Source organism: Rhizobium sp. TRM96647, assembly GCF_025780115.1.
In the GTDB taxonomy this organism is placed as follows: Bacteria; Pseudomonadota; Alphaproteobacteria; order Rhizobiales; family Rhizobiaceae; genus Mycoplana.
Window position 1 is genome coordinate 1 of record NZ_JAOXHF010000012.1, and the last position, 26,813, is coordinate 26,813.

General features: G+C 66.7%; 25 protein-coding genes and 2 pseudogenes. 19 read left to right on the forward strand and 8 right to left on the reverse strand.

The genetic code is table 11. The features are described 5' to 3' along the window. Positions 1-71: 71 nt before the first annotated feature. Positions 72-335, forward strand: a pseudogene (locus tag OCK02_RS19500) (DUF1214 domain-containing protein); the annotation flags it as partial. Between the two features lie 14 nt (positions 336-349). Here the strand turns inward: OCK02_RS19500 and OCK02_RS19505 are convergent. After that, positions 350-934 (reverse strand): NUDIX domain-containing protein, encoded by a 585-nt coding sequence (locus tag OCK02_RS19505; RefSeq protein ID WP_263814488.1) that lies wholly within the window; start codon positions 932-934, stop codon positions 350-352. Continuing rightward, complete coding sequence (locus tag OCK02_RS19510; protein ID WP_412178870.1) at positions 931-3,069, reverse strand: molybdopterin-dependent oxidoreductase; 2,139 nt, start codon at positions 3,067-3,069, stop codon at positions 931-933. The genes OCK02_RS19505 and OCK02_RS19510 overlap by 4 nt, the downstream gene beginning before the upstream one ends. A gap of 82 nt (positions 3,070-3,151) precedes the next feature. On the opposite strand from OCK02_RS19510, the gene OCK02_RS19515 reads away from it, so the two are divergent. The 5 genes from OCK02_RS19515 (at position 3,152) to OCK02_RS19535 (ending at position 6,484) form a co-directional block, all read left to right on the forward strand. Beyond that, on the forward strand, positions 3,152-4,015 hold the full coding sequence (locus OCK02_RS19515; protein ID WP_263814630.1) for a 23S rRNA (adenine(2030)-N(6))-methyltransferase RlmJ: 864 nt from the start codon (positions 3,152-3,154) through the stop codon (positions 4,013-4,015). A gap of 121 nt (positions 4,016-4,136) precedes the next feature. Beyond that, a complete protein-coding gene (locus OCK02_RS19520; protein WP_263814490.1) occupies positions 4,137-4,625 on the forward strand; it encodes a hypothetical protein in 489 nt (162 codons plus the stop codon). Positions 4,626-4,642: 17 nt separating this feature from the next. After that, the gene (locus OCK02_RS19525) at positions 4,643-5,434 is read left to right on the forward strand and encodes a ribonuclease T2 family protein (RefSeq protein WP_412178871.1); all 792 of its coding nucleotides are present in this window, start codon (positions 4,643-4,645) and stop codon (positions 5,432-5,434) included. A gap of 29 nt (positions 5,435-5,463) precedes the next feature. After that, entirely contained in the window at positions 5,464-6,054 is a 591-nt protein-coding gene (locus OCK02_RS19530; RefSeq protein ID WP_412178865.1) for a glutathione S-transferase, read from the forward strand. Positions 6,055-6,193: 139 nt separating this feature from the next. After that, the gene (locus OCK02_RS19535) at positions 6,194-6,484 is read left to right on the forward strand and encodes a GIY-YIG nuclease family protein (RefSeq protein ID WP_263814631.1); all 291 of its coding nucleotides are present in this window, start codon (positions 6,194-6,196) and stop codon (positions 6,482-6,484) included. Between the two features lie 208 nt (positions 6,485-6,692). Here OCK02_RS19535 and OCK02_RS19540 read toward each other — a convergent pair whose 3' ends face one another. After that, positions 6,693-7,334, reverse strand: a complete 642-nt coding sequence (locus OCK02_RS19540; RefSeq protein WP_230803581.1) for an outer membrane protein — start codon at positions 7,332-7,334, stop codon at positions 6,693-6,695. A gap of 364 nt (positions 7,335-7,698) precedes the next feature. Between OCK02_RS19540 and OCK02_RS19545 the strand changes: the two genes are divergently transcribed. Both OCK02_RS19545 and uvrC read left to right on the forward strand, forming a co-directional pair. Beyond that, a complete protein-coding gene (locus OCK02_RS19545; RefSeq protein ID WP_263814493.1) occupies positions 7,699-8,463 on the forward strand; it encodes an SDR family oxidoreductase in 765 nt (254 codons plus the stop codon). A gap of 140 nt (positions 8,464-8,603) precedes the next feature. Next, positions 8,604-10,505, forward strand: a pseudogene (uvrC, locus tag OCK02_RS19550) (excinuclease ABC subunit UvrC); the annotation flags it as partial. Between the two features lie 23 nt (positions 10,506-10,528). Here the strand turns inward: uvrC and OCK02_RS19555 are convergent. Then, positions 10,529-13,825: a cadherin-like domain-containing protein gene (locus tag OCK02_RS19555; RefSeq protein ID WP_263814495.1), complete on the reverse strand. Its 3,297-nt coding sequence runs from the start codon at positions 13,823-13,825 to the stop codon at positions 10,529-10,531. 361 nt (positions 13,826-14,186) lie between these two features. Here OCK02_RS19555 and pgsA point away from each other — a divergent pair, with 361 nt between their 5' ends. Genes pgsA through OCK02_RS19570 form a run of 3 tightly spaced genes read left to right on the forward strand, consistent with a single transcriptional unit; the run spans position 14,187 to position 15,517 of the window. Next, a complete protein-coding gene (gene pgsA / locus OCK02_RS19560) occupies positions 14,187-14,771 on the forward strand; it encodes a CDP-diacylglycerol--glycerol-3-phosphate 3-phosphatidyltransferase (protein ID WP_230803575.1) in 585 nt (194 codons plus the stop codon). Further along, positions 14,768-15,028: a molybdopterin converting factor subunit 1 gene (gene moaD / locus OCK02_RS19565; protein WP_230803573.1), complete on the forward strand. Its 261-nt coding sequence runs from the start codon at positions 14,768-14,770 to the stop codon at positions 15,026-15,028. Before pgsA ends, moaD begins: the two co-directional genes overlap by 4 nt. 9 nt (positions 15,029-15,037) lie before the next feature. Further along, on the forward strand, positions 15,038-15,517 hold the full coding sequence (locus OCK02_RS19570) for a molybdenum cofactor biosynthesis protein MoaE (RefSeq protein ID WP_263814496.1): 480 nt from the start codon (positions 15,038-15,040) through the stop codon (positions 15,515-15,517). Between the two features lie 15 nt (positions 15,518-15,532). Here the strand turns inward: OCK02_RS19570 and OCK02_RS19575 are convergent, their stop codons facing one another. Then, a complete protein-coding gene (locus tag OCK02_RS19575; protein ID WP_263814497.1) occupies positions 15,533-16,429 on the reverse strand; it encodes a branched-chain amino acid ABC transporter permease in 897 nt (298 codons plus the stop codon). Between the two features lie 67 nt (positions 16,430-16,496). On the opposite strand from OCK02_RS19575, the gene OCK02_RS19580 reads away from it, so the two are divergent. Together OCK02_RS19580 and OCK02_RS19585 are read left to right on the forward strand one after the other, a co-directional pair. Continuing rightward, positions 16,497-17,042 (forward strand): CGNR zinc finger domain-containing protein, encoded by a 546-nt coding sequence (locus OCK02_RS19580; protein ID WP_263814498.1) that lies wholly within the window; start codon positions 16,497-16,499, stop codon positions 17,040-17,042. 2 nt (positions 17,043-17,044) lie between these two features. Continuing rightward, positions 17,045-17,554 carry a hypothetical protein gene (locus OCK02_RS19585; RefSeq protein ID WP_263814499.1) on the forward strand — a complete coding sequence of 170 codons (510 nt, stop codon included), beginning with the start codon at positions 17,045-17,047 and terminating at the stop codon, positions 17,552-17,554. Here OCK02_RS19585 and OCK02_RS19590 read toward each other — a convergent pair. Beyond that, entirely contained in the window at positions 17,502-19,004 is a 1,503-nt protein-coding gene (locus tag OCK02_RS19590) for a PLP-dependent aminotransferase family protein (RefSeq protein ID WP_263814500.1), read from the reverse strand. The two genes, OCK02_RS19585 and OCK02_RS19590, sit on opposite strands and share 53 nt — an antisense overlap. Positions 19,005-19,042: 38 nt before the next feature. Here OCK02_RS19590 and OCK02_RS19595 point away from each other — a divergent pair, with 38 nt between their 5' ends. Beyond that, positions 19,043-19,777, forward strand: coding sequence for a pyridoxamine 5'-phosphate oxidase family protein (locus OCK02_RS19595; protein WP_263814501.1), 735 nt, complete (start codon positions 19,043-19,045; stop codon positions 19,775-19,777). 135 nt (positions 19,778-19,912) lie between these two features. Here OCK02_RS19595 and ndk read toward each other — a convergent pair whose 3' ends face one another. Both ndk and OCK02_RS19605 read right to left on the reverse strand, forming a co-directional pair. Then, on the reverse strand, positions 19,913-20,335 hold the full coding sequence (gene ndk / locus OCK02_RS19600; protein ID WP_230803559.1) for a nucleoside-diphosphate kinase: 423 nt from the start codon (positions 20,333-20,335) through the stop codon (positions 19,913-19,915). Between the two features lie 100 nt (positions 20,336-20,435). Continuing rightward, the gene (locus OCK02_RS19605; protein ID WP_263814502.1) at positions 20,436-21,125 is read right to left on the reverse strand and encodes a glutathione S-transferase family protein; all 690 of its coding nucleotides are present in this window, start codon (positions 21,123-21,125) and stop codon (positions 20,436-20,438) included. 152 nt (positions 21,126-21,277) lie between these two features. Between OCK02_RS19605 and OCK02_RS19610 the strand changes: the two genes are divergently transcribed. The 5 genes from OCK02_RS19610 (at position 21,278) to OCK02_RS19630 (ending at position 26,791) form a co-directional block, all read left to right on the forward strand. After that, complete coding sequence (locus OCK02_RS19610; protein ID WP_230803555.1) at positions 21,278-21,793, forward strand: DinB family protein; 516 nt, start codon at positions 21,278-21,280, stop codon at positions 21,791-21,793. 127 nt (positions 21,794-21,920) lie between these two features. Then, complete coding sequence (locus OCK02_RS19615; protein WP_263814503.1) at positions 21,921-22,199, forward strand: hypothetical protein; 279 nt, start codon at positions 21,921-21,923, stop codon at positions 22,197-22,199. A gap of 221 nt (positions 22,200-22,420) precedes the next feature. Beyond that, on the forward strand, positions 22,421-23,488 hold the full coding sequence (locus OCK02_RS19620; protein WP_263814504.1) for a sensor domain-containing diguanylate cyclase: 1,068 nt from the start codon (positions 22,421-22,423) through the stop codon (positions 23,486-23,488). 77 nt (positions 23,489-23,565) lie between these two features. Beyond that, positions 23,566-25,455, forward strand: coding sequence for an ABC-F family ATP-binding cassette domain-containing protein (locus OCK02_RS19625; RefSeq protein WP_263814505.1), 1,890 nt, complete (start codon positions 23,566-23,568; stop codon positions 25,453-25,455). Positions 25,456-25,684: 229 nt separating this feature from the next. Continuing rightward, positions 25,685-26,791, forward strand: coding sequence for a TRAP transporter substrate-binding protein (locus OCK02_RS19630; protein ID WP_263814506.1), 1,107 nt, complete (start codon positions 25,685-25,687; stop codon positions 26,789-26,791). The last annotated feature ends 22 nt before the right edge of the window (positions 26,792-26,813 follow it).

Genomic DNA, 26,813 nt, shown 5'->3' on the forward strand with positions numbered 1-26,813 from the left:
TTCGAATGTCATGACTTCCTCCTTTAGCTGGCCCTTCATTCTGAAGGTTCGGAGGGAGGCGTCCATCCCATAACATGTCTCGATCGATGCTTGATACGCCACAGCGCTATCCGCGAGCCGGAAGCCAAAGCTATCCTTCGCCTGCAGCCGAAGCGGCCGCCGACGGCTCCACAACGATCTGGTTCAGTCCGAAGCAACCCGATGGCGTAGCCCGCGGCAACTGGATTCAAACCGATCCGCGAAAGGGCTGGTTTACGATCCTTCGCCTCTACAGCCCGCGGGAGCCCTTCTTCGACAAGTCCTGGCGACCGGGCGAGATCGAAGTGGTGGAGTGAGGTGTTGCCCCCGGCTACCCCCGCCGCGCCAGCGCCCATTGCACCAGCATGATCGTCTTGCCGTCGCAGATCTCGCCGGTCTCGATCATCCGGGCGGCCTCGTCGAGGGCGAGTTCGACGACCTCGATGTCCTCGTGTTCGTGATCGGCGCCGCCGCCCTTGCCTTCGCGGACGGAGGCGTCGATCTCGGCGGCGAAGAAATGCACGAGTTCGGTGACGGCGCCGGGGCTCATGAAGGCGCGGAACAGCGACTTGACCTCGCCGATCCGGTAGCCGGTCTCCTCCATCACCTCGCGGCGGATGGCGTCGGCCGGATGGTCGCCGTCGAGCAGGCCGGCCGGCGTCTCGAGCAACCAGCCGGAATGGCCGTTCTGGTAGGCCGGCATGCGGAACTGGCGGACGAGGATGATCGTGTCGCGCTTCGGGTCGTGCAGCAAGATCGTGGCACCGTTGCCGCGATCGTAGACCTCGCGGTCGAGGCGGACGGTGTGGCCGTCGGAGCCGGTATAGTCGAAGGTGACCTTGCGCAGATGGTACCAGTTGTCGGAGAGCGTCTCGTCGGAGACGACCTCGATCTTCGCGTCGCGGAACTTCGTCATGCCGTCTCTTTCCTGAGCCAGACGCGGTTGTCGTGCACGGCAGCACCGCCATAGGGCGCGACCGGATCGGCGCCGGTCAGGACGTTGATGCCCTCGCCGTCGAGATGGGCGCCGTTCGGCCAGATGCCCTCGGCGATCAGCACGCCCGGCCTGCCCTCGCCCGTCACCTTTGCGTGCAGGCGGATCTCGCCTCTGATATTGCCGAGCCTGACGATGTCGCCGTCCGCAACGCCGCCTGCGGCCGCGTCGTCCGGATGGATCATCACCTCCGGCCGGCCCTCGCGCTCGCGCGACCACTTCATCTCGGTGAAGCTCGAATTCAGGTAGGTGCGCGCCGGCGGGGTGGCGAGGCGGAAGGGATGGTCGGCATCGGCCGCCTCGATCACGGCGACATGGTCGGGGAACTCCGGCAAGGCCGCATGCGGGCCGAGCACGCCGATCGAGGCCGGCGGGCGGTTCGGCGCGGGCGTCGTCGTCCAGCCGGGGCGGAAACGGAAGCGGCCGTCCGGATGGCCGAAGCCTTTGGAATAGTGGGCGGTGTCGAAATCCGGCTGGCAGTCGATCCACTTCGCCTCGGCAAGCCCGTCATAGTCGATCCCGTAATGCGGTAGCATGCGGGTGATGTGCTCGCGCTCCGAAAGCCCGAAGCCCGGCATGTCGGATACGCCGAGGCGCCGGGCGAGTTCGTCGATGACGAAGAGATTGGTGCGCACGGTGGCAGGCGGCTCGACGAGTTTCGGGCCGAGCAGGATGTGCTGGTGGCCGCCGCCGCGGTAGAGGTCGTCATGCTCGACGAACATGGTGGCCGGCAGGACGATGTCGGCGAGCTTGGCCGTATCGGTCATGAACTGCTCGTGCACGGCGACGAACAGGTCGTCGCGCAGAAAACCCTGCTTCACCAGCCGCTGCTCGGGGGCAATGTTGGCCGGATTGGTGTTCTGGATCAGCATCGCCGTCACCGGCCCGCGATGGCGCAGCGCCACCGGATCGCCGGTCAGCACCCGGCCGATCTGCGACTGGTCGAGTGCGCGGATCTCGGGGTCTGCGAGGTCGAGGCCCATCAGCTCGCGCTTGTCGAGCCGGTAGATGCCGCCGTTGTTATGAAAGGCGCCGCCGCCCTCGTGCTGCCAGGAACCGAGCACGGTCGCCACCGAGCAGGCGGCGTGCATGGAAACGGAGCCGTTGCGGCTGCGGGTGAAGCCGTAGCCGAGGCGGAAGAAGGTGCGCTTCGTCTCGCCGACGAGGCGGGCGAAGGCCTCGATCTCGTCTGTCGAAAGCCCGGTGATGGCGGCCGCCCATTCCGGCCCGCGGGTCGCAAGATGGGCTTCGAGGCCCGCCGGGTCGTCGGCGAACTTCTCCATATAGGCGCGGTCGGCATGGCCGTCGCGGAAGGCGATGTGCATGACGGCGCAGGCAAGGGCCGCATCCGTGCCGGGGCGCAGCTTCAGCGCCATGTCGGCCTGCTTCATCGTCGGGTTGTCGTAGATGTCGATGACGACGAGCTTCGCGCCGCGCTCCTTGCGGGCCCGGATCGCGTGGGTCATCACGTTGACCTGGGTGGCCACGGCGTTGGTGCCCCAGATGACGACGCAGTCGGCTTTCGCCATCTCGCGCGGGTCGGGACCCGTCAGGCTGCCGGTGCCCATGACGTAGCCGGTCCAGGCGGTGTTGGTGCAGATGCTATCGAAGAAGCCGGAATAGCGTTTGGCATGGCGCAGCCGGTCGATGCTGTCGCGCTGCACCTGCCCCATCGTGCCGGCGTAGTAGTAGGGCCAGACGGCTTCTGTGCCGTGCGCCTGCTCGGCCTTGACGAAGGCCTCGGCGATCGCGTCGAGCGCATCCTCCCAGGAAATGTCCTGCCATTCGCCGCCGCCCTTCCCGCCCTTGCGGCGAAGCGGCTTCAGCAGCCGGTCGGGATGGTAGAGCCGGTCGGCATAGCGGGCGACCTTGGCGCAGACGACGCCGGCCGTATAGCTGTTGTCGGCGCTGCCGCGCACCTTGCCGATGCGCCCGTCGGCGCCGATCTCGATGTCGAGCGCGCAGGCGGAGGGACAGTCGTGCGGACAGACCGAATGGCCGATCCGGGATTTTCCGAGATGGGGGGTCGCAACGTTCATGGCACTTGTATATTGCAGGGCGAAAGCGCCAAGAAGGGATAATATTCTCCCATCGCAACAATTGATGGGCGCATCACGGAAACTCGGGCTCGGTGTCGGGATGAACTACCGCCATATCTACCATGCAGGCAATTTCGCCGACGTGCTCAAGCATGCGGTGCTGGCGCGGCTCGTCACCTACATGCAGGCCAAGGACAAGGCCTTCCGGGTGCTCGATACCCATGCCGGCCTCGGCCTCTACGACCTTTCCAGCGAGGAGGCGCAGAAGACAGGCGAATGGCGCGACGGCATCGGCCGGCTGCTGGACGGCGAGATGCCGGCGGACATGGCCGAATTGCTGGCGCCCTATCTCGAGGCCGTGAAGGCGCTGAACCCGGATGGCGGCATCCGTCTCTATCCCGGCTCGCCGAAGCTCGCGCGCATGCTGTTCCGCCCGCAGGACCGGCTTTCGGCGATGGAGCTGCATCCGGACGACTACGAGAGCCTGCACCGGCTGTTCGACGGCGACTTCCAGAGCCGCGTCACCCATCTCGACGGCTGGCTTTCGCTCGGCGCGCACCTGCCGCCGAAGGAGAAGCGCGGGATCGTGCTGGTCGATCCGCCTTTCGAGATCGAGGGCGAGTACGAACGGCTTGCGGACGGGCTCGCGAGAGCCTGGCGGCGGTTCCCCGGCGGCGTCTACTGCCTGTGGTATCCGCTGAAGAAGGGGGCGCCGATCGCCGAGTTCCACAAGGCGCTGAAGGATCTCGGCATTCCCAAGATGCTCTGCGCGGAGCTTGCCGTGAAAAGCGACCGCGAGACGACGGGGCTCTCGGGCTCCGGCCTGATCGTCGTCAATCCGCCTTATACGCTCAAGGAGGAGCTTGGCCGGCTGCTGCCCTTCCTGAAGGAAAGGCTGCGGCAGGACCGCTTCGCCTCCTCGCGCTGCTTCTGGATCGCCGGCGAGACACAACTCGCCTCTTGACCGCGGGCCCCTGCGGGACGCAATCTCGGCCCTACGGCGCGACCCGCAGACCTTGCGGATTCGCGACCGGATGGGATGCGCCCGGTCGCCTGTCGGACCGGGTCCGCCGCCGGAGGGGATCATGACCGTCGCCAGTGTCACCAGCGTCACACAGTGGGCCAGGAGGGCCGCAAGCGCGGCTTTCTGCCTTCTCGCCGCCGCGCTGTGCGCCACGCCGGCGCCGGCCGCCGACTACGAGGGCTACGCCGCACGAGAGCCGGCCCATGCGGGGGGCGTGCCCGCCGGGGCCTGCGCCGATCCGGGCGTGCTGCGCTTCATCACCAACCGCTTCGAATACAAGGCCGCCAACTATATCCGCCGCGACCTGTCGATCTACGAGATCGGCCGGATGCAGCTCAGCCGCTACGAGCCCTTCAACGAATACATGTCCTCCGTCCAGCGGGAATACTGCCTCGCCGACGCGACGCTCACCGACGGCAGCCGCCGCTCGCTCGTCTACCTCATCGAGACGCCCTTCGGCTTTGCCGGCGTCGGCCGCAGCATCGAGTTCTGCATACCGGGTCTCGATCCCTGGCATGTCTACGGGGCTGCCTGCGCCTCGCTGCGCTAGGGTCCGGACCTGACGTGATCGCCCCCCGAACCGCCCCTGTCCGGCGCCGCGCCGTCCGCCTTACCGCGCTCGCCCTTGCCGCCTGCCTGCCGCTTGCTGTGTCCGGCTGCGGCGAGGAGCAGGCGGGCGCGGGCGGCGGAAAAGCCGGGCAACCGAGGACGGCTGCCGACACCGCGACCGGCAAGGCCGCGACCGACGGCATGGGGCGCGCAGATGGACCGGCGGCGGCGGTGCCGATCGGGCGCGGCTTCGATTTCTACGTCCTCTCGCTCTCCTGGTCGCCGACCTGGTGCATGGACAACGACACCTCCGGCCGCAGCGAGCAATGCCGAACCGGGAGGGACGCCGGCTTCATCGTGCACGGCCTCTGGCCGCAGAACGAGCGCGGCCATCCGGAATTCTGCCGCACGCGCGAGCCCGACCGGGTGCCGTCCTCGCTCGGCCGCGCCTATCTCGATATCATCCCCTCCATGGGCCTGATCGGCCACCAGTGGCGCAAGCACGGCAGTTGCTCCGGGCTGTCGCAGGCCGACTATCTCGCCGTCGCGCGCGCAGCCTTCGAGCGCATCGACCTGCCGGAGGCGATCGAAGACGGCGGCAGCAGACGCCTCGACCCGGCCGACATCGAGGCTTCGCTGGTTGCGGCCAATCCGGGCCTGGGCAAGCGCGGCATCGCGGTGACCTGCGACGACGGACGGCTCGACGAGATCCGCATTTGCCTGACGCCCGGGCTCGACTTTCGCGATTGCCCGGAGGTGGACCGCGCCGCCTGCCGGGCGAGGACCATCACCCAGCCGCCGGTCCGATGAACCGGACGGCGCCAGACAGGAGAACATGCGTGAAGATCTTCTATTCCTCGGCCTCGCCCTATTCCACCAAGGTGCGCATGGCCGCGCATTATGCCGGGCTCGACGCCGAGCACGTCGTGACCGACACCAATGCCGACCCGGCCGAACTGATCGGCGCCAATCCGCTCGGCAAGATCCCGACGCTGCTGACAGATGCGGGTCTCGCGGTCTATGACAGCCGCGCCATCATGCATTTCATCGACCGCGAGACCGGCCGCAAGCTCTATCCGCGCAACGCCGCAAAGCGCACCGAGGCGGACGTGCTGGAGGCGACGGCCGACGGCGTCTGCGACTGCCTGCTCGCCATCGTCTACGAGCGCCGCTTCCGGCCGGAGGAGAAGGTTCACCAGGCCTGGATCGACCGCCAGTGGTCGAAGGTCGAGCGCAGCCTCGACCATCTGGAGAAGACCCTGCCCCGCCTCGGCAAGAAGCCGCACGGCGGCCACTTCGCGCTTGCCGCCATGCTGCGCTACATCGAACTGCGCTTTGCCGGCAAATGGCAGAAGGGCCGCCCGAAGCTGAAGCGCTACCTCTCGCGCTTCGAAGCGGTGTTCCCGGACTACGCGCAGTTCAAGGACTGAGAAACGCGACAGGAATGGCTTTCCTTCACCGCGCGGACGCGCGGTGGCTGGATGCCGGATCAAGTCCGGCATGACGGGTAGCTTGGCGACAGCGGCTCCCACCTCTTGCAATTCCCGATTGCAAAGCCATACTTACAGAGTGAGGGGCTACGTCTATATTCTTGCTTCAAAACGCAATGGAACGCTCTACACCGGCGTGACCAGTGATCTGCCGCGACGTCTGTTCGAACACCAGAACAACCTGACGCCAGGCTTCACCAGCCGGTACAATGTGAAGACACTGGTGTGGTTTGAGGAATACGATCTCGTGACCGACGCCATTTCGCGAGAGAAGGTGATCAAGAACTGGCCGCGAAAGTGGAAACTCGAATTGATTGAGGCAGTGAATCCGGACTGGGCAGACATTGCCCACTATCTACACGGCATCTAGTCGCGCCCCCTGGATAAGGCGGTCGCTGTTCCTGCATGGCCAACTGGCGACGAACGTCCTCCCTTCCTCCGTCATGCCGGACTTGATCCGGCATCCAGTCACCGCCCGTCGGCGCGGTGAGTAGTGAATGCTGAATTCACGACCATGCAATGCAAAAGGCCGGGCGCTTTCGCACCCGGCCTTTTGTTCGTGCTGCTGATCGGGAGGATCAGAACTTCACGCCCATGCCGACGCGGACGCTCTGTTCATCCTGGCCGGCAGAGACCTTGCCGCTGTCGAGGTTGAAGTCCTTGCTGCCGTAGTCGGTGTAGCGGTACTCGACGCGGGCGGTGACGTTGTTGGTGACGAAGGTTTCGGCACCGACGCCGGCGGTCCAGCCGAGCATCGTCTTCTTGTCGGACGAGCTGTTGTCTTCCATCTTGGCGCGCGAAGCGGCGACACCGCCGGTGCCGTAGAGCAGAACCGGGTTCAGGTCGACACCGACGCGGGCGCGCAGCGAACCGTTGACGCCCTGCTTGGCTTCGCGGAAGCGGTTCTCCGAATCGATGCCCGAGTAGTTGACGTCGGCTTCACCACCGTAGACGAGCTGGCCGCTCTGCATGTTGTAGCCGCCGTAGACGCCGCCGCCGAAGCCGTTGGCGCCGTTGCCGCTCTGCTTTTCGAAGTTGCCGTGCTGCCAGGTCACGGTACCACCGGCATAGCCGCCGGCCCAGTTGCCGCTTGCGACCGGCTCGGCATAGTCGGCTGCCGGGGCCTGGGGGATCTGATCGACGGCGTCGGCCGCATGGGCGGACTGGAAGGCTGCGATCGACATGGCGGAGGCCATCAGGGTGAGGATCAGAGTACGCATATGAATTCTCCTTTGCACTTCATGCCGCCGGCAAATGCACGCACCAACACGGCATCACTAAATTACGGATCTGGTCGCCCGGTTGCGTTGAAATTGAATAAAGATTGAGGATTTGGAAGAGCCGAAATGTGAAATCTTTGTGGCCCATGCGTGACTAGATTAAGATGTTGCTTTTGCACAACACGGTATTTGTTAACCATATCTTCAAGTAATGCAAATATACTTTGATTTCACCCGGAAATCTCGCGGGCGGCACGGATCTGTTAACTGTTTCGAAAACTTTTACGGGACCCAGTTTAAGGCCCGGCGTTAATCTCTATATCTGTGGGAGGTTAAGCAAAGGCAACGCGACGCGGGCATATCATTGAGAATTCTTCATCGGACAGCGCTGGTGACGGGGGCCGCCCAGAGGATCGGCCGCGCGATCGCGGAGGATCTGGCTGCGCATGGTTTTTCCGTCGCCATCCATGCCAATTCGTCGATCGAGGCCGCCCGGCAGATCGCAGCCGCGATCACCGGGAACGGCGGCAAGGCGACGGCGCTGGACTGCGACCTTGCCGACGCGGCGGCGACCGAGCGGCTCGTCGGGCGCGCGGTCGAGGCCCTCGGCCCGCTCGGCGTGCTCGTCAACAACGCCTCGCTGTTCAAGCCGGACAACCTGCGGCACTTCGACAGCGCGCTCTGGGACCGGCATTTCGACGTCCATGTCCGGGCACCATCGATCCTGGCGCGCGACTTCGACCGACAGTTGCCGGCGGGCTCGGGCGGGCTGATCGTCAACATCATCGACCAGCGCGTCTGGAACCCGACGCCGCGCTATTATTCCTACACGCTGTCGAAATCGGCGCTGTGGATGGCGACGCGCACCATGGCGCAGGCCTTGGCGCCGCGCATCCGCGTCAACGCCATCGGCCCCGGGCCGACGCTGCCGAACGAGCGGCAGAGCGAAGAGGATTTCCGCGCCCAGACCGAGGCGCTGCTGCTGCAGTCCGGGCCGGGGCTCGACGAATTCGGGCGGACGATCCGTTTTCTGGTCGACACGCCCTCGATTACGGGGCAGATGATCGCGCTTGACGGCGGCCAGCATCTCGCCTGGGAAACGCCCGATGTCGCGGAGATCACCGAATGACCACCGGCCGGCCGGTGCAGGATGGCGGCATCCTGTATGACGAAACCGAACGGGACGACGAGGACGAGGTTGCCGAGGCTTCCCCCGCCCCCGCCTCCCTGCCTGCGATCGAATGGTCGGAGACGATCGAGCGGAGCGAGGGCCTGCGCGGCACCGAACTGATCCAGGCCTTCGTCAAGCGGCTGCCGAACAGCCCCGGCGTCTACCGCATGTTCAACGAGGCCGGCGACGTGCTCTATGTCGGCAAGGCCCGCAGCCTGAAGAAGCGCGTCAACAATTATGCGCTCGGGCGCGGCCATTCCAACCGCATCGGCCGGATGATCCGCGAGACGGCGAACATGGAGTTCGTCACGACCCGCACCGAGACCGAGGCGCTGCTGCTGGAAGCCAACCTGATCAAGCGGTTGCGCCCGCGCTTCAACGTCCAGCTTCGCGACGACAAGTCGTTTCCCTATATCCTGGTGACCGCCGATACCCGCGCGCCGGCGATCTTCAAGCATCGCGGCGCGCGCAGCCGCAAGGGCGCCTATTTCGGTCCCTTCGCCTCGGCTGGCGCCGTCGGGCGGACGATCAATTCGCTGCAGCGCGCCTTCCTGCTGCGCACCTGCACCGACAGCGTGTTCGAGAGCCGCACGCGGCCGTGCCTGCTCTACCAGATCAAGCGCTGTTCGGCGCCCTGCACGCACGAGATCAGCGACGAGGGCTACGGCGAACTGGTGGCCGAGGCGAAGGACTTCCTTTCCGGCAAGAGCCAGAACGTGAAGGGCCAGATCGCCGCGGCGATGAACGAGGCGGCCGAGGACCTCGACTTCGAGCGCGCCGCCGTCTACCGCGACCGGCTGGCCGCACTCTCCCACGTCCAGAGCCATCAGGGCATCAACCCGGCCGGCGTGGAGGAGGCGGACGTCTTTGCGGTCCACCACGAGGGCGGCATCTCCTGCATCCAGGTGTTCTTCTTCCGCACCGGGCAGAACTGGGGCAACCGCGCCTATTTCCCCAAGGCCGATCCGCAGCTTTCGGGAGCCGAGGTGCTGAACGCCTTCCTCGCCCAGTTCTACGACGACAAGCCCTGTCCCCGGCAGATCCTGCTGTCGGAGAAGATCGAGGAACTGGAGCTCCTGTCGGAAGCGCTGAGCGAGAAATCGGGGCACCGGGTGGCGATCCTCGTGCCGCAGCGGGGCGAGAAGAAGGACCTCACCGACCAGGTGCTGCAGAACGCCCGCGAGGCGCACGGGCGCAAGCTCGCCGAGACGGCGTCGCAGTCGCGGCTGCTGGAAGGCTTCGCCGAGACCTTCAAGCTCGCCACCGTGCCGCGCCGCATCGAGATCTACGACAATTCGCACATCATGGGCACCAATGCGGTGGGCGGCATGGTGGTGGCGGGGCCGGAAGGCTTCGTGAAGGGGCAGTACCGGAAGTTCAACATCAAGTCGACCGAGATCACCCCGGGCGACGACTTCGGCATGATGCGGGAGGTGATGACGCGCCGGTTCTCGCGGCTGATCAAGGAGGAAGGACTGCCCGACCGCAGCGCCGAGGCCGACGCGGCCAGAAGCGCCGATGCGGCCGACCTGCCCTTCCCCGCCTGGCCGGACGTGATCCTGATCGACGGCGGCCAGGGGCAGATGACGGCGGTGCGGGCGATCCTGGCAGAGCTCGGCATCACCGACCACGTGGTCGCCATCGGCGTCGCCAAGGGTGCGGACCGCGAGGCCGGGCGCGAGCGCTTCTTTACGTCAGGCACCCCGGATTTCTCGCTGCCGCCGCGCGATCCGGTGCTCTACTTCATCCAGCGCCTGCGCGACGAGGCGCACCGGTTTGCCATCGGCTCGCACCGGGCCCGGCGCAAGAAGGAGATGGTGAAGAATCCGCTCGACGAGATCGCCGGCATCGGGCCGACGCGCAAGCGCGCGCTGCTGCAGCACTTCGGCACCGCCAAGGCGGTCTCCCGCGCCGGCATCTCCGACCTGATGGCGGTGGAGGGCATTTCGGAAAGCGTCGCCCGGCTCGTCTACAACCACTTCCACGAGGACGCGCGATAGGAAGGCGGACGCCTTCCTATCGCTCAGAGCAGGAAGTCTCCCTTCGCAAAGGCGATGTGGCCGGAAAACAGGATGGCGAAGTCCGCCTTGCCGTCGCCGTCGGTGTCGCCGGAGAGCAGCGTGTTGGAGCCGGACTTCGTGTAGCGCAGTTCGCCGGCCTGCTTGCCGAAGCCCGCCTTGCCGATGAAGGTGAAGGCGTTGTCGGCGCTGCTCGCCTCGCGCGCGTCGATGCCGCGCAGGTCGATCACATCGCCTGCGACGCGGGAGAAGTCGAGGACGGTGTCGCGGCCGGCGCTCGAGACTGTGCTGTCCGAGAGGTCGCGGAAGACGAAGACGTCGCGGCCGGAGCCGCCCTTGAGCCTGTCCGCCCCCGCACCGCCGTCCAGCACATCGTTGCCCCGGCCGCCGACAAGGGTGTCGTTGCCCCTCCCGCCCTCGAGGGCGTCGTTGCCCTCGTTGCCGCGCAGCGTGTTGTTGCCGGCGTTGCCGGTCAGGCGGTTCGCGGACGCGTTTCCCGTACCCCAGGCGTTCGCCGAACCGGTCAGGATCAGCCGCTCGACATGGTTGGACAGGGTGTGGCTGTGGGCGGAATAGACGGTGTCGGTGCCGCCGCCGGCATATTCGATCACCCTGTCCGACCTGCTGCCGACCATATAGACGTCGTTGCCGGCGCCGCCGTAGAGCCGGTTGGTTCCGGTGCCGCCATCCAGCGTGTCATTGCCGGCGCCGCCATAGAGCCTGTCGTTGCCGGTCCCGCCCTCCAGCCGGTCATTGCCGGCGCCGCCGGTCAGCGTATCGTTACCGGTCCCGCCTTCCAGCCGGTCGTTGCCGGCGCCGCCGGAAAGCGTGTCGTTGCCGATGCCGCCATCCAGCGTGTCGTTGCCGGTGCCGCCATGGAGCCTGTCGTTTCCGGTACCGCCCTCCAGCCTGTCATTGCCGTTGCCGCCGGACAGTGAATCGTTGCCCGCGCCGCCATAGAGCCTGTCGCTGCCGGCCATGCCCTTCAGCGAATTGGCGCCGGCGTTGCCGGTGATGATGTTGGCGAGTTCATTGCCGGTGCCGCGGTAGCCGGCCGAGCCCAAGAGGGTCAGATTTTCGACATTGGCCGTCAGGGTATAGCTGCAGCCGGCCTGCACGATATCCGTCCCGCCGTTGGCGGCTTCGACCACCTTGTCGCTGGTGCAGTCGACCACATAGGTGTCGTTTCCGCCCTCGCCCTTCATCGTGTCGGTGCCGGTGCCGCCGTCGAGCAGGTCGTCGCCGCCGCTGCCGGCCAGCATATCGTTGCCGCCCCGGCCGTACATCAGGTCGCCATGAGCGCTGCCGGAGAGGCGATCGTTGCCGTTGGTCCCCGAGAAGACGTCGGCCGACACGCCCTTGACGGTCAGGGTGATCGTCGCCGTCGTCGTGCCGCCCCTGCCGTCGGACACGGTGTAGCTGATCACGACGGTGCGGCTTTCGCCATCGGCGATGTTCGGGTTCGGGCCGCCCATCGGGTTGTAGATCAGCATCTTCTTCGCATCGATCATGACCGAGCCGAAGCCGGAGACGATCTTGGCGTTGATCATCGCCAGCTTGTCGTCGTCGACGTCGATGGCGGCGTCCTTCAGCTCGATCCGGTAGATCGCGTTCTCATAGGTCGTGCCGCGAATTTCCCTGACATCGGGCCGGTCGTTGACGGCGTCGACGTTCAACGTGATCTTGCGGGTGATCGGGTCGGTGTTCTTGCCGCCGAAGTCGGTGCCGCCGTCATCGATGACGTTGAAGGACAGGGCGGCGACCGCCGTGCCGTTCAGGTTGGCGGCAGCCTTCCAGACGAGCTTGCCGTCGGCGATCTGCGACGCCTTGATCTCCTGGCCGGGCACCACCGGCACGCCGCGGAGGGTGAGCGTGCCGTTTACCGGGACCGCACTGACGCGGATCGCCTGCATCTGGTCACCGTTGACGTCGGAGAAGCCGAAGTCGTCCACCTTGAAGGCGTAGCTGCCGTCTTCCTGCAGGTAGCGCGTGGTGCTCTGGCCGGTCGGCGCGTCGTTGACCGTGCGGAAGACCTTTTCATAGAGGTGGACGCCGTCCTCCTCTTCGACCTGCCAGGTCAGCGCAAGCCCGCCGTTTTCGAGTGCGGCGATCTTCGGCGCGCCCTGCGGCAGGGCGGTGAGGCCGGTGACGTATTCCTCGGCCGCCATGCGGGGCGTGCCGTCGGCATTGAAGAGGCGGAGCGCGATGGCGTAACCGGCCGAACTCTTCGTTGTCCAGGCGACCGCGAAACCGCCGCCGGCAAGGGCGGCCACATGCGGATCGCCCTGGATGCCGTCGATCGCGAGGTTGACCGGGATATCGCCGGGGATGCGGCTCTTGCCGTCCGGATTATAGACCTGCATGGCGAGACCGGCGTCGTCATGCCAGGCGCTGCCGCTCCACAGGACGACGAAGCCGCCGTCCTTCAGCGCCGTCACGATCGGGGCGCGCTGCTCGCCGCCGGTGTGGAGGTTGACGGCGAAATCGGTGCCGGCGCGGGCCTTGCCGTCGGCGTCATAGACCTGCATCGCGACATCGGCCTTGTCGCCCTGCCGCTCCCCGACCCAGGCTGCGACGAAGCCGCCGTCGGCGAGCGCGGTGACCGCCGGGTGGTGCTGGACGTCGTCCTTGTCCGCTGCCAGCGAGACGATCGCCTCCCTTTCGAGCGATCCCCCGGCGTCGTAGATGCGCATGCGCACGGGTCCCTCCGCCCCCTCGCCTTCGGCGACGCCGTCATGGACGACGACAAAGCCACCGCCGGCGAGTGCTGCGATCTCGAAGTGACCGGTCGAGACGTCGATGCGGATATCGGCGGGGCCGGAACGGACGGTTCCGTCCTTTTCGAAGACCCGCAGCGACAATGCGGTCCTGTCGCCGTCGCCGACACGCCAGGCGACGACGAGGCCACCATCGGCCAGCGTCGCGATCATGGCGGCGGACTGGATACCGGCGGTTTCCGCATTGGCCGGCAGGTCGAAGGCGTCGCGCGCCGTGCCGTCCGCGTCGAACAGCCGGAAGGCGATCCCCCGGTCGTCGGCGGCGGTCGCGCCGCTCCAGACGACCGCAAAGCCGCCATCGGCAAGCGCGGTCACCTGCGGCGTCGCCTGGTCACCGCCGGCATTGGCGGCCACCGGGATTTCGACCGTCGTGCGGAGGCTGCCGTCCGCATTGAACACCCGCATGGTGACGTCGGTCGTGCCGTCGGCCGCCCCGCCGCTCCAGACGAGCACGAAGCCGCCGTCCGCCAGCGTCACGATGTCCGAATGAACCGGCCCCTTCGCCCGGTCGCCGTTCAACGGCAACAAATCTCCACCGATGATCCCCATCCGGAGGACCCACCTTTCCCAACTACAGATTTGAATTTTGCACACGCAGCAAAGGCGGCCTGCAACTGCAGGTCGCCGTAACGCGGCTGGCGGTACGCGATTTCTGTTTCAATACGAACAAAAAACGAATTCTATTCGCCAAGACTGAAAATATTTGTTCAGCCTGTGTCGGCCGGGTTACAGGCCTGATACCGCACTGCGCGGTAGTGCACGCAACCGTCTTTTAACGAGGGCGATCCGAATATTGCCTTGTTCGCGTAGAAAAGCTCTCGCAAATGGTTGACGGAACTGTCACAAAGACCGCAACTACCCGCAAATACAGTAGAGACTGCAATCCATGGCCCGCCGCGCTTACAGCATCCCGAACCTCCTCACCTATGGCCGCATCCTCGCCGTACCGGTCATCGTCCTCTGCTTCTTCGTCGAAGGCCGGTTGCAGTCTTCGGATTTCGCCCGCTGGACCGCGCTCGGCCTGTTCGTCGTCGCCTCGATCACCGATTTCCTGGACGGCTATCTCGCCCGCATCTGGAAGCAGACCTCCAATATCGGTCGCATGCTCGACCCGATCGCCGACAAGTTGCTGGTCGCCTCGGTGCTGCTTCTGATGGCGGCCGACGGCACGATCGCCGGCTGGACCATCTGGGCTGCGATCATCATCCTGTGCCGCGAGATCCTGGTCTCGGGCCTGCGCGAATATCTCGCCGAACTGAAGGTCAGCGTGCCGGTGACGCGCATCGCCAAGTGGAAGACGACGATCCAGATGTTCGCGATCGCCTTCCTGCTCGCCGGTCCGGCCGGCGACAAGGTGCTGCCCTACACCACAGAATTCGGCATCGGCCTTTTGTGGATCGCCGCCGCGATCACCATGTATACCGGGTATGACTACTTCCGGGCCGGACTGAAGCATATCGTGGACGAATGATGACGACCAAGCTTGTCTACTTCGCGTGGGTGCGCGAGCGGATCGGACGGGACGAGGAGGAGATCGAGCTTCCCGGCCACGTCAGGACCGCGGGCGACCTTTTGCGGCATCTGAAGACGCTCGGCGAGGAATACGAGATCGCGCTCGAGCACGAGAACGTCATCCGCGTCGCCGTCAACCAGGAGCATGTGGAACACGACGAGCCGATCGCGGGTGCGCGCGAGATCGCGCTGTTCCCGCCGATGACCGGAGGCTGAGCCATCGCCATGGCCGCCGCCTCTCCCCCTGCTCCTGTCGTCGTGCGCATCCAGCGCGACGATTTCGACGTGGCGGCGGAGACTGCGGCGCTCGTCGCCGGGCGCATGTCCATTGGTGCGATCGTCACCTTCACCGGGCTTTGCCGCGACGAGGGGGGCGCTCTTTCGGCGCTGGAGCTCGAGCACTATCCCGGCATGGCGGAGGCCGAGATCCGGCGGATCTGCGACGACGCCGTCACCCGGTTCTCGCTGCAGGGGATTGCGGCGATCCACCGGTTCGGCCGGATGGCGCCGGGCGAGAACATCGTGCTCGTCATCGCCGCCGCCCCGCATCGCCACGCCGCCTTCGACGGCGCCTCCTTCGTGATGGACTACCTGAAGACCTCCGCCCCCTTCTGGAAGAAGGAGCACCTGGCCGACGGGACAGACGGCGGCTGGGTCGCGGCGAAGGATGCCGACGACCGGGCGCGCGCGAAGTGGAAGCCGTAGACCGGCCCCTCGTTTTCAGGGAATTCCCCGCTCCCGGCGGAAGACGACGAGCAGCAGCACCAGCGCCGAATAGATGACGAGGTCGCGCCAGAGGAAATCGCCATATGCGTTCCAGAGCGTCTCCGCCACGCCGAGGGCAGCACCGCCGAGCGCGGAGAGCAGCGGGCTGGCATAGCCACCGATCGCGGCGATGAAGAGCACCTTCACGCCGAAGCTGAGGCCGGCGCCGAAATCCATGTTGCCGTAATAGCCGGAAGCCAGGATGCCGGCGACGCAAGCGATGAAGGCTGCGAGCGCAAAGGCCGTCAGGAAGACGCGGGCGCCGTCGATGCCGCAGAGTTCGGCCGCCTGCCTGTCGTCGCAGACCGCCCGCCAGCGTCGCCCCCATGGCGAGCGGGCCAGGTAGACATGGCCCACGGCGACGATTGCGACCATCAGGGCGGAATTGACCATCTGCAGGACGGTCAGCGTCACCGGGAACGACGGATCCCCCCAGAGTTCGACCGGCCGGCTGAGCAGCGGCGGCAGCCAGAGGCTGCGGGTATCCGAGGCGAGCCGCGCCGTCTCCATCAGCACCAGCACGACGCCAAGGGCGGCGACGACCACGGTATTGTCGGAGGAAAAGGCGAGCGGGCGCATGACATGGCGGCCGACGACCAGGCCCACGCCCATGCCGTAGACCAGCGCCATGGCCGCGCCGAAGCCGAGGGCGGCCGGCAGGACGAGCCAGAGCCGGTTCCAGCCGATATCGGAAAACAGGATGAACATCTGCCCGGCAAAGGCGAAGAGCGCGCCATAGCTGATATCGGCCCGCCGGGTCACCGAGAACGCGATCGCATAGCCGAAGGCGAGCACGGCATAGAGGGCCGCGACCGGGACGGCATTGGCGATTTGCTGCAGGAAATAGGCCATCGGGCTACTCGCGGGTGACAAAGCCAGTATAACTGGTAAAATGGCTTTTACCAGTTAGGATGAGAGCATGACCTTCTCCTGGACGTCCCATCGCTTTTCCGGCGGCGCGCTCGCGCTGGACGTCGCCAATTCCGTCGTGCTCCGGGCGGATCCGGCGCGCCGGATCGACCGCTATGCCGACCCGGCGACGATGGACGCCTTTGCGGCCGCCGCGAGCCTGCATTGCACCGAGCGTGACAGCGCCGACCCGCTCGCGCCCGTCCCGCCCGTGCGGCGCGACGCCTTCATCGGACTGCGCGAGGCGATCGACGGCCACTTCCGGGCGGAAGCGTCGGGGCGCGGTTCGCCGGTGCTGCTGGCGCAACTGCTCGACGCGATTGCCGGCACGCTGCGCCGGTCCGGACGGGAGCCAGGCGCCCTCGACACGGCGACGGCCCATTCGGCGCTGCGGCTTGCGGCCCATGCCGAGCCCGACCGGCTCAAGATCTGCCCCAATTGCGGCTGGCTGTTCCTGGACCGGAGCCGCAACCGCTCGCGTGCCTGGTGCGACATGGCCGTCTGCGGCAACCGCGCCAAGGCGCGCCGGCACTACCGCCGCCGCAGGGAGGGCTGACGATGGGGCCTTTTCGACCGCTCGCCATGGCAATTGCGCTGGCGCTGGCGCTTGCCGGATGCCAGCGCGAGAGCGGCGCCGATCCGCTGCAACTGACCGGCAAGATGTTCGTGTTCAACTACCGCCTCGCCTACGCCACCTATGTCATCACGCTGAACCGGACGGAGCCGCTGCCGGACGGGGCGACGGTGACCGCCGAATTCGAGAATCCGGCCGGCGGGGCGCCGCTGGTGACGACGCGCAGGCTGTTTCCGAAGCTGGAAAAGGTGGTGCTAGAAAGCCCGGAGATCGTCTGCGTGAAGAAGGCGAGGCCCTATCGCGTGGCGATCCGGGTCAACGGGCCGGACGGCGCGCAGTTGCAGGCGCTGGAGACGACCGTCGTCTCCGACCTCGACCAGAGCGTGCTTCCGGCACACGCGCTGGTGGTCGGCCCGGCCTACGACAAGAACCCACAAATGTTCAAGGACGGCAAGGCGCCTGTGCATTTCGAGACGGCGAAGTGCCCGGTGTGATCCGACCCCGGGCAAGGCGCTCCAGCGATGCGCGGAATGCGCTCGCCGCATTGTAGAGCACCTCCGGTGCAAAACCGGAGAAGCCGATCACCAGACCCTGCCGCGGCGGTTCGGACACGGCCATCGAGGACAGCGCGCGCACGCCGAGGCCGGCCGAGGCTGCAGGCTCGACCAGTTCGGTGTCGCGCATCCCCGGCGCCAGTCCGGCCAGCAGATGCAGGCCCTGCTCGGGAACATCGACGCAAAGTCCCCGTCCGCCCTCGAGGCCGGCGGCCAGCGCATCGCGGGCAGCCGCCAGCCTGCGGCGGGCGCGGCGCAGGTGGGCGGCGAGATGGCCCTCGCGGATGAACTCGGCCAGGGCCGCCTCCGCCAGCGTGGCGGGAAAGCGATCGGTGCGGGCGCGCAGCGCGACCACCTTCTCCATCACCGCCTCCGGCAGCACCGCATAGCCGATGCGCAGGCCCGGCAGCAGGACCTTGGAGAAGGTGCCGAGATAGACGACGCGGCCGGCGGCATCGAGGCCCTGCATGGCCGTCAGCGGCGGGCCGGCATAGCGGAACTCGCTGTCGTAGTCGTCCTCGACGATCCAGGCATCGTTGCGGCGCGCCCAGTCGATCAGCGCCAGCCGCCGGCGCATGCTCATCGCCACGCCGAGCGGGAACTGGTGCGACGGCGTGACGTAGACGGCGCGGGCATCGGGCATCAGCGTTGCGCCGCGTTCCACATCCAGCCCTTCGGCATCCACCGGCACGCCCTTGAGGCGGATGCCGTTGCCGTCGAAGGCGGCGCGGGCGCTCGGATAGCAGGGATCCTCGATCCAGGCGCCGTCGCCGGGGTTCAGCATGGCCCGGACGAAGAGATCGAGGCCCTGCTGGGTGCCGGCGGTGACGATGATCTGCTCCGCATCGCAGCGCACGCCGCGGGCGGTGCGCAGGTAGGCGGCGATCGCCGTGCGCAACCCCTCGCCGCCGCGCGGCTCGCCATAGTGGAAATGCTCCGGCCCCGGGCGAGCGAGATGCCGGGACAAGAGCGCGCGGAAGATCTTCAGCGAGCGGTCGTCGGCGGTCGCGACCCCGAGCGTACCCGGCAGCGGCATCTCCGGTTTCCGGCCGCGACCTTCGCGGACCGGGCGGGCGCCGATCAGCGGCACCGCGTCGCTGACGAAGGTGCCGGCGCCGACGCGGGCCACGGTGAAGCCGTCCGATGCGAGGCGTTCGAAGGCTGCGACCACGGCGATGCGCGACATGCGCAGCCGTGTCGCCAGGTCGCGCGTCGGCGGCAGCTTGGCGCCCGGCGGCACCGCCCCGGTCTCGATCAGCCGGCGGATTGCCGCGTAGAGCGCCTGCGTGCGCGGGCCCTCGCCCGGCAGGACCGGGACGAGGGCCGACCAGTCGGGCAGATTGGCCTTCTTTTTTACCTCTGGATTGGAGCTGTTTCGAACCAATGACATGGCGCATGTAAGCGCCGGACCAGACGAAAGGCAAGACCGTGACCGTTCATCCGCAGCAACCAGACCCCGCCCCCAGCTATCCGGTGTCGGACCGCAACAGGCTGAAACGCCGGCACGACCGGGGACGCTACGACCATGCCTCGGTGCATGCGATCCTCGACGCGGCCATGCTCTGTCACGTCAGCTATGTCATCGAGGGCCAGCCCTATTGCACGCCGACGCTGTTCTGGCGGGAAGGCACCCGGCTCTATTGGCACGGTTCCTCGGCAAGCCGCATGCTCCGGCACCTGCAGGCGGGGACGCCGGCCTGCCTGACCGTCGCCCATCTCGACGGGCTGGTGCTGGCCCGCGCCGGCTTCAACCATTCGGCCAATTACCGCTCGGCCATGTGCTTCGGCACCGCGCGGATCGCCGACGATCCGGAAGAGAAGGCGGCCGCCCTTCTCGCCGTCGTCGACCGCCTCTATCCCGGCCGCTCCGCAGGCTTGCGGCCGATCACGGCGCAGGAGATCAAGGCCACCACCGTGATCGGCATGGAGATCGAGCAGGCCTCGGCCAAGGTGCGGGCCAAGGGCGTCGCCGACGACGAGGCGGACTACGGGCTACCGATCTGGGCCGGCGTCGTCCCGGTCACGACCGTTCTCGGCGCCGCCGAGCCCTGTCCGCGGCTGGTGGAGGGAGTGGAGCCGCCTGCGGAACTCCTCCGCTTTGCGCCCGGCCAGCCGCTGGACAAGAGCCTCGCCGACGCCCAGCGGGCCTTCGAGGAGGCCTGACCGCCCGCCGAAGCTCTCGCCGAAAAAGAAAAGCCCGGGACGCAAGCCCCGGGCGATTTTTCATTCCAGCATCGTTTGCGGTTCCGCTTTACCGAATCCCGTCAGGGACTTGGCTGCGGATCCTCAGAGGCTGAATCAGCCGACGATTTCGGTGTCGGAGAACCAGTAGCGGATTTCCTGGGCGGCGGTTTCCGGGGCGTCGGAGCCGTGGACGGAGTTTTCGCCGATCGAAAGCGCATGGGTCTTGCGGATCGTGCCTTCGTCGGCGTTGGCCGGGTTGGTCGCGCCCATGATCTCGCGGTTCTTCAGGATGGCGTTCTCGCCTTCCAGCACCTGGACGATGGTCGGGCCGGAGGTCATGCCTTCGACGAGTTCGCCGAAGAACGGACGCTCCTTGTGGACGGCGTAGAAGCCTTCGGCTTCGCGGCGGCTCATCCAGACGCGCTTGGAGGCGACGACGCGCAGGCCGGCATCCTCGAGCATCTTGGTGATAGCGCCGGTCAGGTTGCGCTTCGTCGCATCCGGCTTGATCATCGAAAAGGTGCGTTCAATCGCCATAGTCTCGTTTCCCTTGGTGTACGGTGTGGCGGTTCCTTACCCGCCAACGCGCCGCAAAACAAGGGGGCCCCGGCTCGAGGCGATCGATGCCGGCGAGCGTTCAGGCGGCGCGCACGCCGCGACCCAGCCCCTCGTACAGATCGAGGCAACGCTCGAACCATGCGGCGACGGGGTCGTCGTCCTGCAGCACCTTCGCCGGCGAGGTGACGCGCAGCCACTGCAGCGCGCCGAAGACGATGTAATCGGCAAAGAGGGGGCCCTGCCCGCCGATGAAGGGCTGGACTTTCAGCATGGCGCGCAGCGGTTCGAGCTTGCCGGCAAAGGCTGCGACCTCGTCGGCGCGGGCGGCCACGACTTCCTCCAGCGGGCGGCCGAGACGCCGTTCGCGGCTCTGGCGGAAATAGGCCCGGTCCTCGGGACCGAGCATGTCGTGAATGTCGACCAGCGCAATGCGCATCACCGCCGGGTGCAGTGTCGTCATCGACCAGCCCTCGACGAAACGCGCCATCGCCCTGCCGCCCTCGCCGGAAAACAGCGCCGGCCGATCGGGATAGGCGTCATCCAGATAGAGCGCGATGTCGAAGCTGTCACGCACGAGCCTGTCACCGTCCCGCAGGACCGGCACCGTGGGCGAAAAGCCATCCTCCAGCTGCGGGATCTGCGTGAAGCCGACCGTCTCGACCTCGTACGCAAGCCCCTTGTGGGCGAGCGACAGCATGGTCTTCCACACATGCGGGGAAAAGGGACGGGTGCGGTCGGCACCGCAGAGCGCGTAGAGCTTCAGGGGCATGGCTTGTTCCTTGCGAGTCGGGACGTCCGGGGCGGCCATTCCAGACGAGGTGGCCTGCGGGATCAAATCAGAAAATTTCATGCGACCCATCACCGCGCCTCCGCTAAGGGAGTGCTAGACTTCCCCCTTTGCAACAGCATCCGGAAACCGACATGCTCGATCACTACAGGAACCTGGCCGCCTACAATGCCTGGGCGAACCGCGTCGTCTATGCCGAGGCCGCCTCGCTCTCGCCGCAGGCCTACCGCGAGAATCGCGGCGCCTATTTCGGCTCGCTGCACGGAACGCTGAACCACCTGCTGGTCGCCGACCGCATCTGGATGAGCCGTTTCACCGGCTCCGGCGATGCGCCGACCCGGCTCGATGCGATCCTGCACGAGGATATCGACAGCCTGCGCCAGGCGCGCGTGGCCGAGGACCAGCGGATCATCGACTGGCTCGGTTCGCTCGATGAGGACAGGCTCGGCCAGGAGGTCACCTACAGCCCGATCACGCATCCGACCCCGGTGAAACATCCGCTCAGCATGGGTCTTGCGCATTTCTTCAACCACCAGACCCATCATCGCGGCCAGTGCCACACGATCCTGACCTCGATGGGCCGGCCGAGCCTTTCGCTGGATCTCATCTTCTTCATGCGCAACGAGGGCGCGAACCTGCCGCGGATCTGACATCCCTCGCGCGGGTCGGTTCCCTCCCTGTTACCCAAGTGACAGTGTTGCTCCGGTTGCAGTGCCATAGTCGTTTCGCCGGAAAGCCGAAAGGCGATTCCCCCCACCCCGGCGACGAGGACGTAACATGGCGAGAAAAAGCGATGAGTGGAGCGCGCTGCTGGGCAGCACGTTGTCGAAGATGGCGCTCGTGCGGGGCACGGACAGCCCCGACGCCTACCTGCCGGACGAGTGCTTCGACGTGATCGAGAAACTGTTTGCGGTGGCGATGGAAGAGGCGCGCGCGGAAGGCTATGCCTCGGCGATCCGCGACACGCAGCAGGCGCGGACGCGCGCCAAGGAAGGCACCTTGCGGCAGATGATCCGCGTGATCCGCGCCCTGCCGAGTGTGCGGCTGTTCGCCTGACCCATCCGCGGCACCGGTGCGGCAGGCGACCGGTGCCTGTGTTTCCTGCCGACTGCGCGGGCGCCTTCGTCGTCGCCCGTGAGCAGCCCGTATCGCGCGCCGCCTTCCCGCGGACCGGCCTGCAAGCAACGGGTTCTTAAGGCTTATCAGCTAGTGATTGTAGACGCCGGCACCGGTTAAGGACCGGCGCGCCCCGCACGCTGTCCAACCACTGGTGAGCCATGACCGCAAAGGCGAATGCACCGGATACGCTTGCCCGATCGGCCGCCGTGCTGGCGAAGATCGCGCAACTGATGACGCGGCTGGAGATCCCGGCCATCCCGCGCAACTATTCGTTGCTGCACGAGGCACTGACGGGAAGCAACACCGCGCTCGGCCGCGAGATCACCGCCCTCGGCAAGGCGCCGACGCAGGAGGCGCTGGACGCCATCGGCCTGCGCAACGGCCTGCCGGACCACAATGCGCTCGTGCTCGGCCACAGCGCGACCGACCTGATGCGCACCATCGCGGCGCTTGCAAGCGAGGCGGAGGGCGAGCGCCAGAAGCGCGCCAATGCGGTGACGCAGATCAACCAGCTTCTCGGACGCCTCAGGGCCGATCCGGTGATGGCCATGACGGATTTCGCCAGCCAGGCCGGCCTGCTCGTCACCGCCGTCGAGGCGCTGATCGGCAGCGAGAGCGCCCACTGCCAGCGGCTCGACGCCCTGGTCGCCCGGCTGGAGAACGTGGCGGCGGGAGCTGTGGCCAGCGAGACCGCGCTGCTGCACGACCCGATCACCGGACTTGCCAACCGCACCGCGCTGATGAACCGGCTGGTGGCGACCTATGACGCCGAGGACAGTTCCGGCAGCGCCCTGCTGCTGATGCGGGTCGAGCGGCTGAAGAGCCTGTCCGACAGCCATGCGACCGGCGCCAGCGAAGAGCCGCTGAAGCAGATCGCCACCATCTTCCGCAAGTCGATCAAGAAGCTCGACTATGTCGCCCGCGTCGGCGGCGACGGGTTCGCCTTCCTGTTCGACAAGGTCGACCACGACAGCGCGGTCCTGATCGCCGAGCGCATCCGCCACCGCCTCGAGACGGAAGTGTTCCGCATCTCGGGCCGGGACTACCTGCCCGGCACGCTCTCGCTCACCGTCGGCGCCGCGTTCACCGACGATGCGCAGAACGGCAACGAACTCTTCCGGCAGGCGATGCTGGCGCTCGAGGCCGCCAACGAGAGCGGAACCTGCATCTACTCGGTGGAACTGACCGAGCTCGCCGGGCGCAACTACCGCAGAGAGAGCGCCTGAGGTCACGCGGACGTCAGGCCCGAACCGGGCCGGTGCCTCTTGCGCAGGTGCGGCTCGCCACCCTATAGACGCCGGTCATGATCACCATTTCCGGCCTCTCCGCCCGCATCGCCGGGCGCCTGCTCCTCGACAACGCCTCCGTCTCGCTGCCCTCGGGCACGAAGGCGGGCCTCGTCGGCCGCAACGGCGCCGGCAAGTCGACGCTGTTTCGCATCATCACCGGCGATCTCGTCTCAGAGGCCGGCTCGGTCTCGCTGCCGAAGAACGCCCGCATCGGCCAGGTGGCGCAGGAGGCGCCAGGGACGGACGAGCCGCTGATCGAGATCGTGCTGGCCGCCGACAAGGAGCGTGCGGCCCTTCTGCAGGAGGCGGAGACCGCCACCGACCCGCACCGGATTGCGGAAATCCAGACGCGGCTTGCCGATATCGGCGCCCATTCAGCCGAAGCGCGCGCCGCCAGCATCCTTGCCGGCCTCGGCTTCGACCACGAGGCGCAGAAGCGGCCCGCCAAGAGCTTCTCCGGCGGCTGGCGGATGCGCGTGGCGCTCGCCGCCGTGCTGTTCTCCGAGCCGGACCTGCTGCTGCTGGACGAGCCGACCAACTATCTCGACCTCGAGGGCACGCTGTGGCTGGAGGACTATGTGCGGCGCTATCCGCACACCGTGCTCATCATCAGCCACGACCGCGACCTGCTCAACACCGCCGTCAACGCGATCGTCCATCTCGACCAGAAGAAGCTGACCTTCTATCGCGGCGGCTACGACCAGTTCGAGCGGCAGAAGGCGGAAGCCGACGAACTGCAGATGAAGGCGAAGGCCAAGAACGAGGCCGCGCGCAAGCACCTGCAGAGCTTCATCGACCGCTTCAAGGCCAAGGCGACCAAGGCGCGGCAAGCGCAGAGCCGCGTCAAGGCGCTGGAGCGGATGGGAACGGTGGCGGCCGTGATCGAGGACCACGTGCAGGGCTTCACCTTCCCCGAGCCCGAGAAGCAGCCGGCATCGCCGATCGTCGCCATCAGCGGCGGGGCCGTCGGCTACGCGCCGGGGCAGCCGATCCTGAAGCGGATGAACCTGCGCATCGACAATGACGACCGCATCGCGCTGCTCGGCTCCAACGGCAACGGCAAGTCGACCTTCGCCAAATTCATCTCCGGCAAGCTCAAGGCCGACAGCGGCGAGGTGAAGACGGCGCCGGGGCTGAAGATCGGCTTCTTCGCCCAGCACCAGTTGGACGACCTTGTGCCGACCCAGAGTGCGATCGAGCACGTGCGCCGGCTGATGGCGGACGCGCCGGAAGCCAAGGTGCGCTCCCGCGTCGCGCAGATGGGGCTTGCGACCGAAAAGATGGACACGCCGGCGAAGGACCTTTCCGGCGGCGAGAAGGCGCGGTTGCTGATGGGCCTTGCCGCCTTCGACGCTCCGAACCTTTTGATCCTCGACGAGCCGACCAACCACCTCGACATCGACAGCCGCCGGGCGCTGATCGAGGCGCTGAACGACTATCAAGGCGCCGTCATCCTGATCTCGCACGACCGCCACCTGATCGAGGCGACCGTCGACCGGCTGTGGCTGGTCAAGGACGGCACGGTCACGAATTTCGACGGCGACCTTGATGAATACCGCACGCTGATCGTCGGCGGGCCGAAGCCGAAGGAAGACAAGGCGCGCCCCGTCCTGAGCGACGACGGCCTGTCCAAGGCCGACCAGCGCAAGGCCAATGCCGACCGCCGCGCCTCGCTGGCACCGCTGAAGAAGAAGATCAACGAAGTCGAAGCCTTGACCGGAAAGCTTGAGAAACAGATTCAGGCGCTGGACACGGAACTGGCCGACCCGCAGCTCTACGAGAAGAACCCCGCCAGGGCGGCGCAGAAGGCCAAGGAGCGCTCCGACGCGGCCGACAGGCTCGCGGCGGCAGAGGAACACTGGCTGGAGCTCTCGTCAGAGTATGAGGAGGCGATGGCCGGATAGGCTTTGCCGCCCGCTCCTCGCCGACGGAGCCGCTGTATCGCGCCAGTCTCCGGCGCCGGAAATGCTGAAAATGCAGGCAGATGCCCACGTCCGCGCCGATTAGACCAAAGTCGTACGGCCCGGCATCGGGGTAAATCGCGCCGTGCGCTTGAAACCCGTGATCCACCATGATTAGGTTCCCGGCGAACATAAAGGGGCTCGGGAGGCCCCGGCAATCGGGAGGAAGAGAATGGATCGTCGCTCATTCATGAGAAAGGCCGGCGCTGCCGGTGTGGGCGCTGCCGCGGCAACCGCGCTGGCCGCACCCGCGCTGGCGCAGGCAGACCCCAAGATCAACTGGCGCCTCGCCTCGTCGTTCCCCAAGTCGCTCGACACGATCTATGGCGGCGCCGAAGTCATCTCGAAATACGTCTCCGAAGCGACCGACGGCAATTTCCAGATCCAGGTCTTCGCCGCCGGCGAGATCGTTCCCGGCCTGCAGGCGGCGGACGCAGCTTCCGCCGGCACGGTGGAAGCTGCCCACACCGTCTCCTACTACTACTGGGGCAAGGACCCGGTCTGGGCGCTGGGTGCTGCCGTGCCCTTCGCGCTCAACGCGCGCGGCATGAACGCCTGGCAGTACCATGGCGGCGGCATCGACCTGTTCAACGAGTTCCTGGCGACGCAGGGCCTGATCGGCTATCCCGGCGGCAACACCGGCGTGCAGATGGGCGGCTGGTTCCGCAAGGAGATCAAGACCGTCGCCGACCTGCAGGGCCTGAAGATGCGCATCGGCGGCTTCGCCGGCAAGGTCGTAGAGCGGCTCGGCGTCGTGCCGCAGCAGATCGCCGGCGGCGACATCTATCCGTCGCTGGAAAAGGGCACGATCGACGCCGCCGAGTGGACGACGCCCTATGACGACGAGAAGCTCGGCTTCTACAAGGTCGCCCCCTACTACTACTATCCCGGCTGGTGGGAAGGCGGCCCGACCGTCCACGCCCTGTTCAACAAGGCGGCCTTCGAGGGCCTGCCGAAGAACTACCAGTCGCTGCTGCGGACCGCCTGCCAGGCGGCAGACGCCAACATGCTGCAGAAATACGACTGGCTGAACCCGCCGGCGATCAAGCGTCTCGTCGCTGCCGGCGCCAAGCTGGCCCCGTTCTCGCCCGAGATCCTCGCGGCCTGCTTCGACAAGGCCAACGAAGTCTATGCGGAGATCGAGGACACCAACCCGACCTTCAAGAAGATCTGGGACTCGATCAAGGCCTTCCGCGGCGAGTATTACCTCAACGCCCAGATCGCCGAATACAATTACGACACCTTCATGATGATCCAGCAGCGCGGCGGAAAGCTCTGAAACTGGATCAGATGCGGCACGA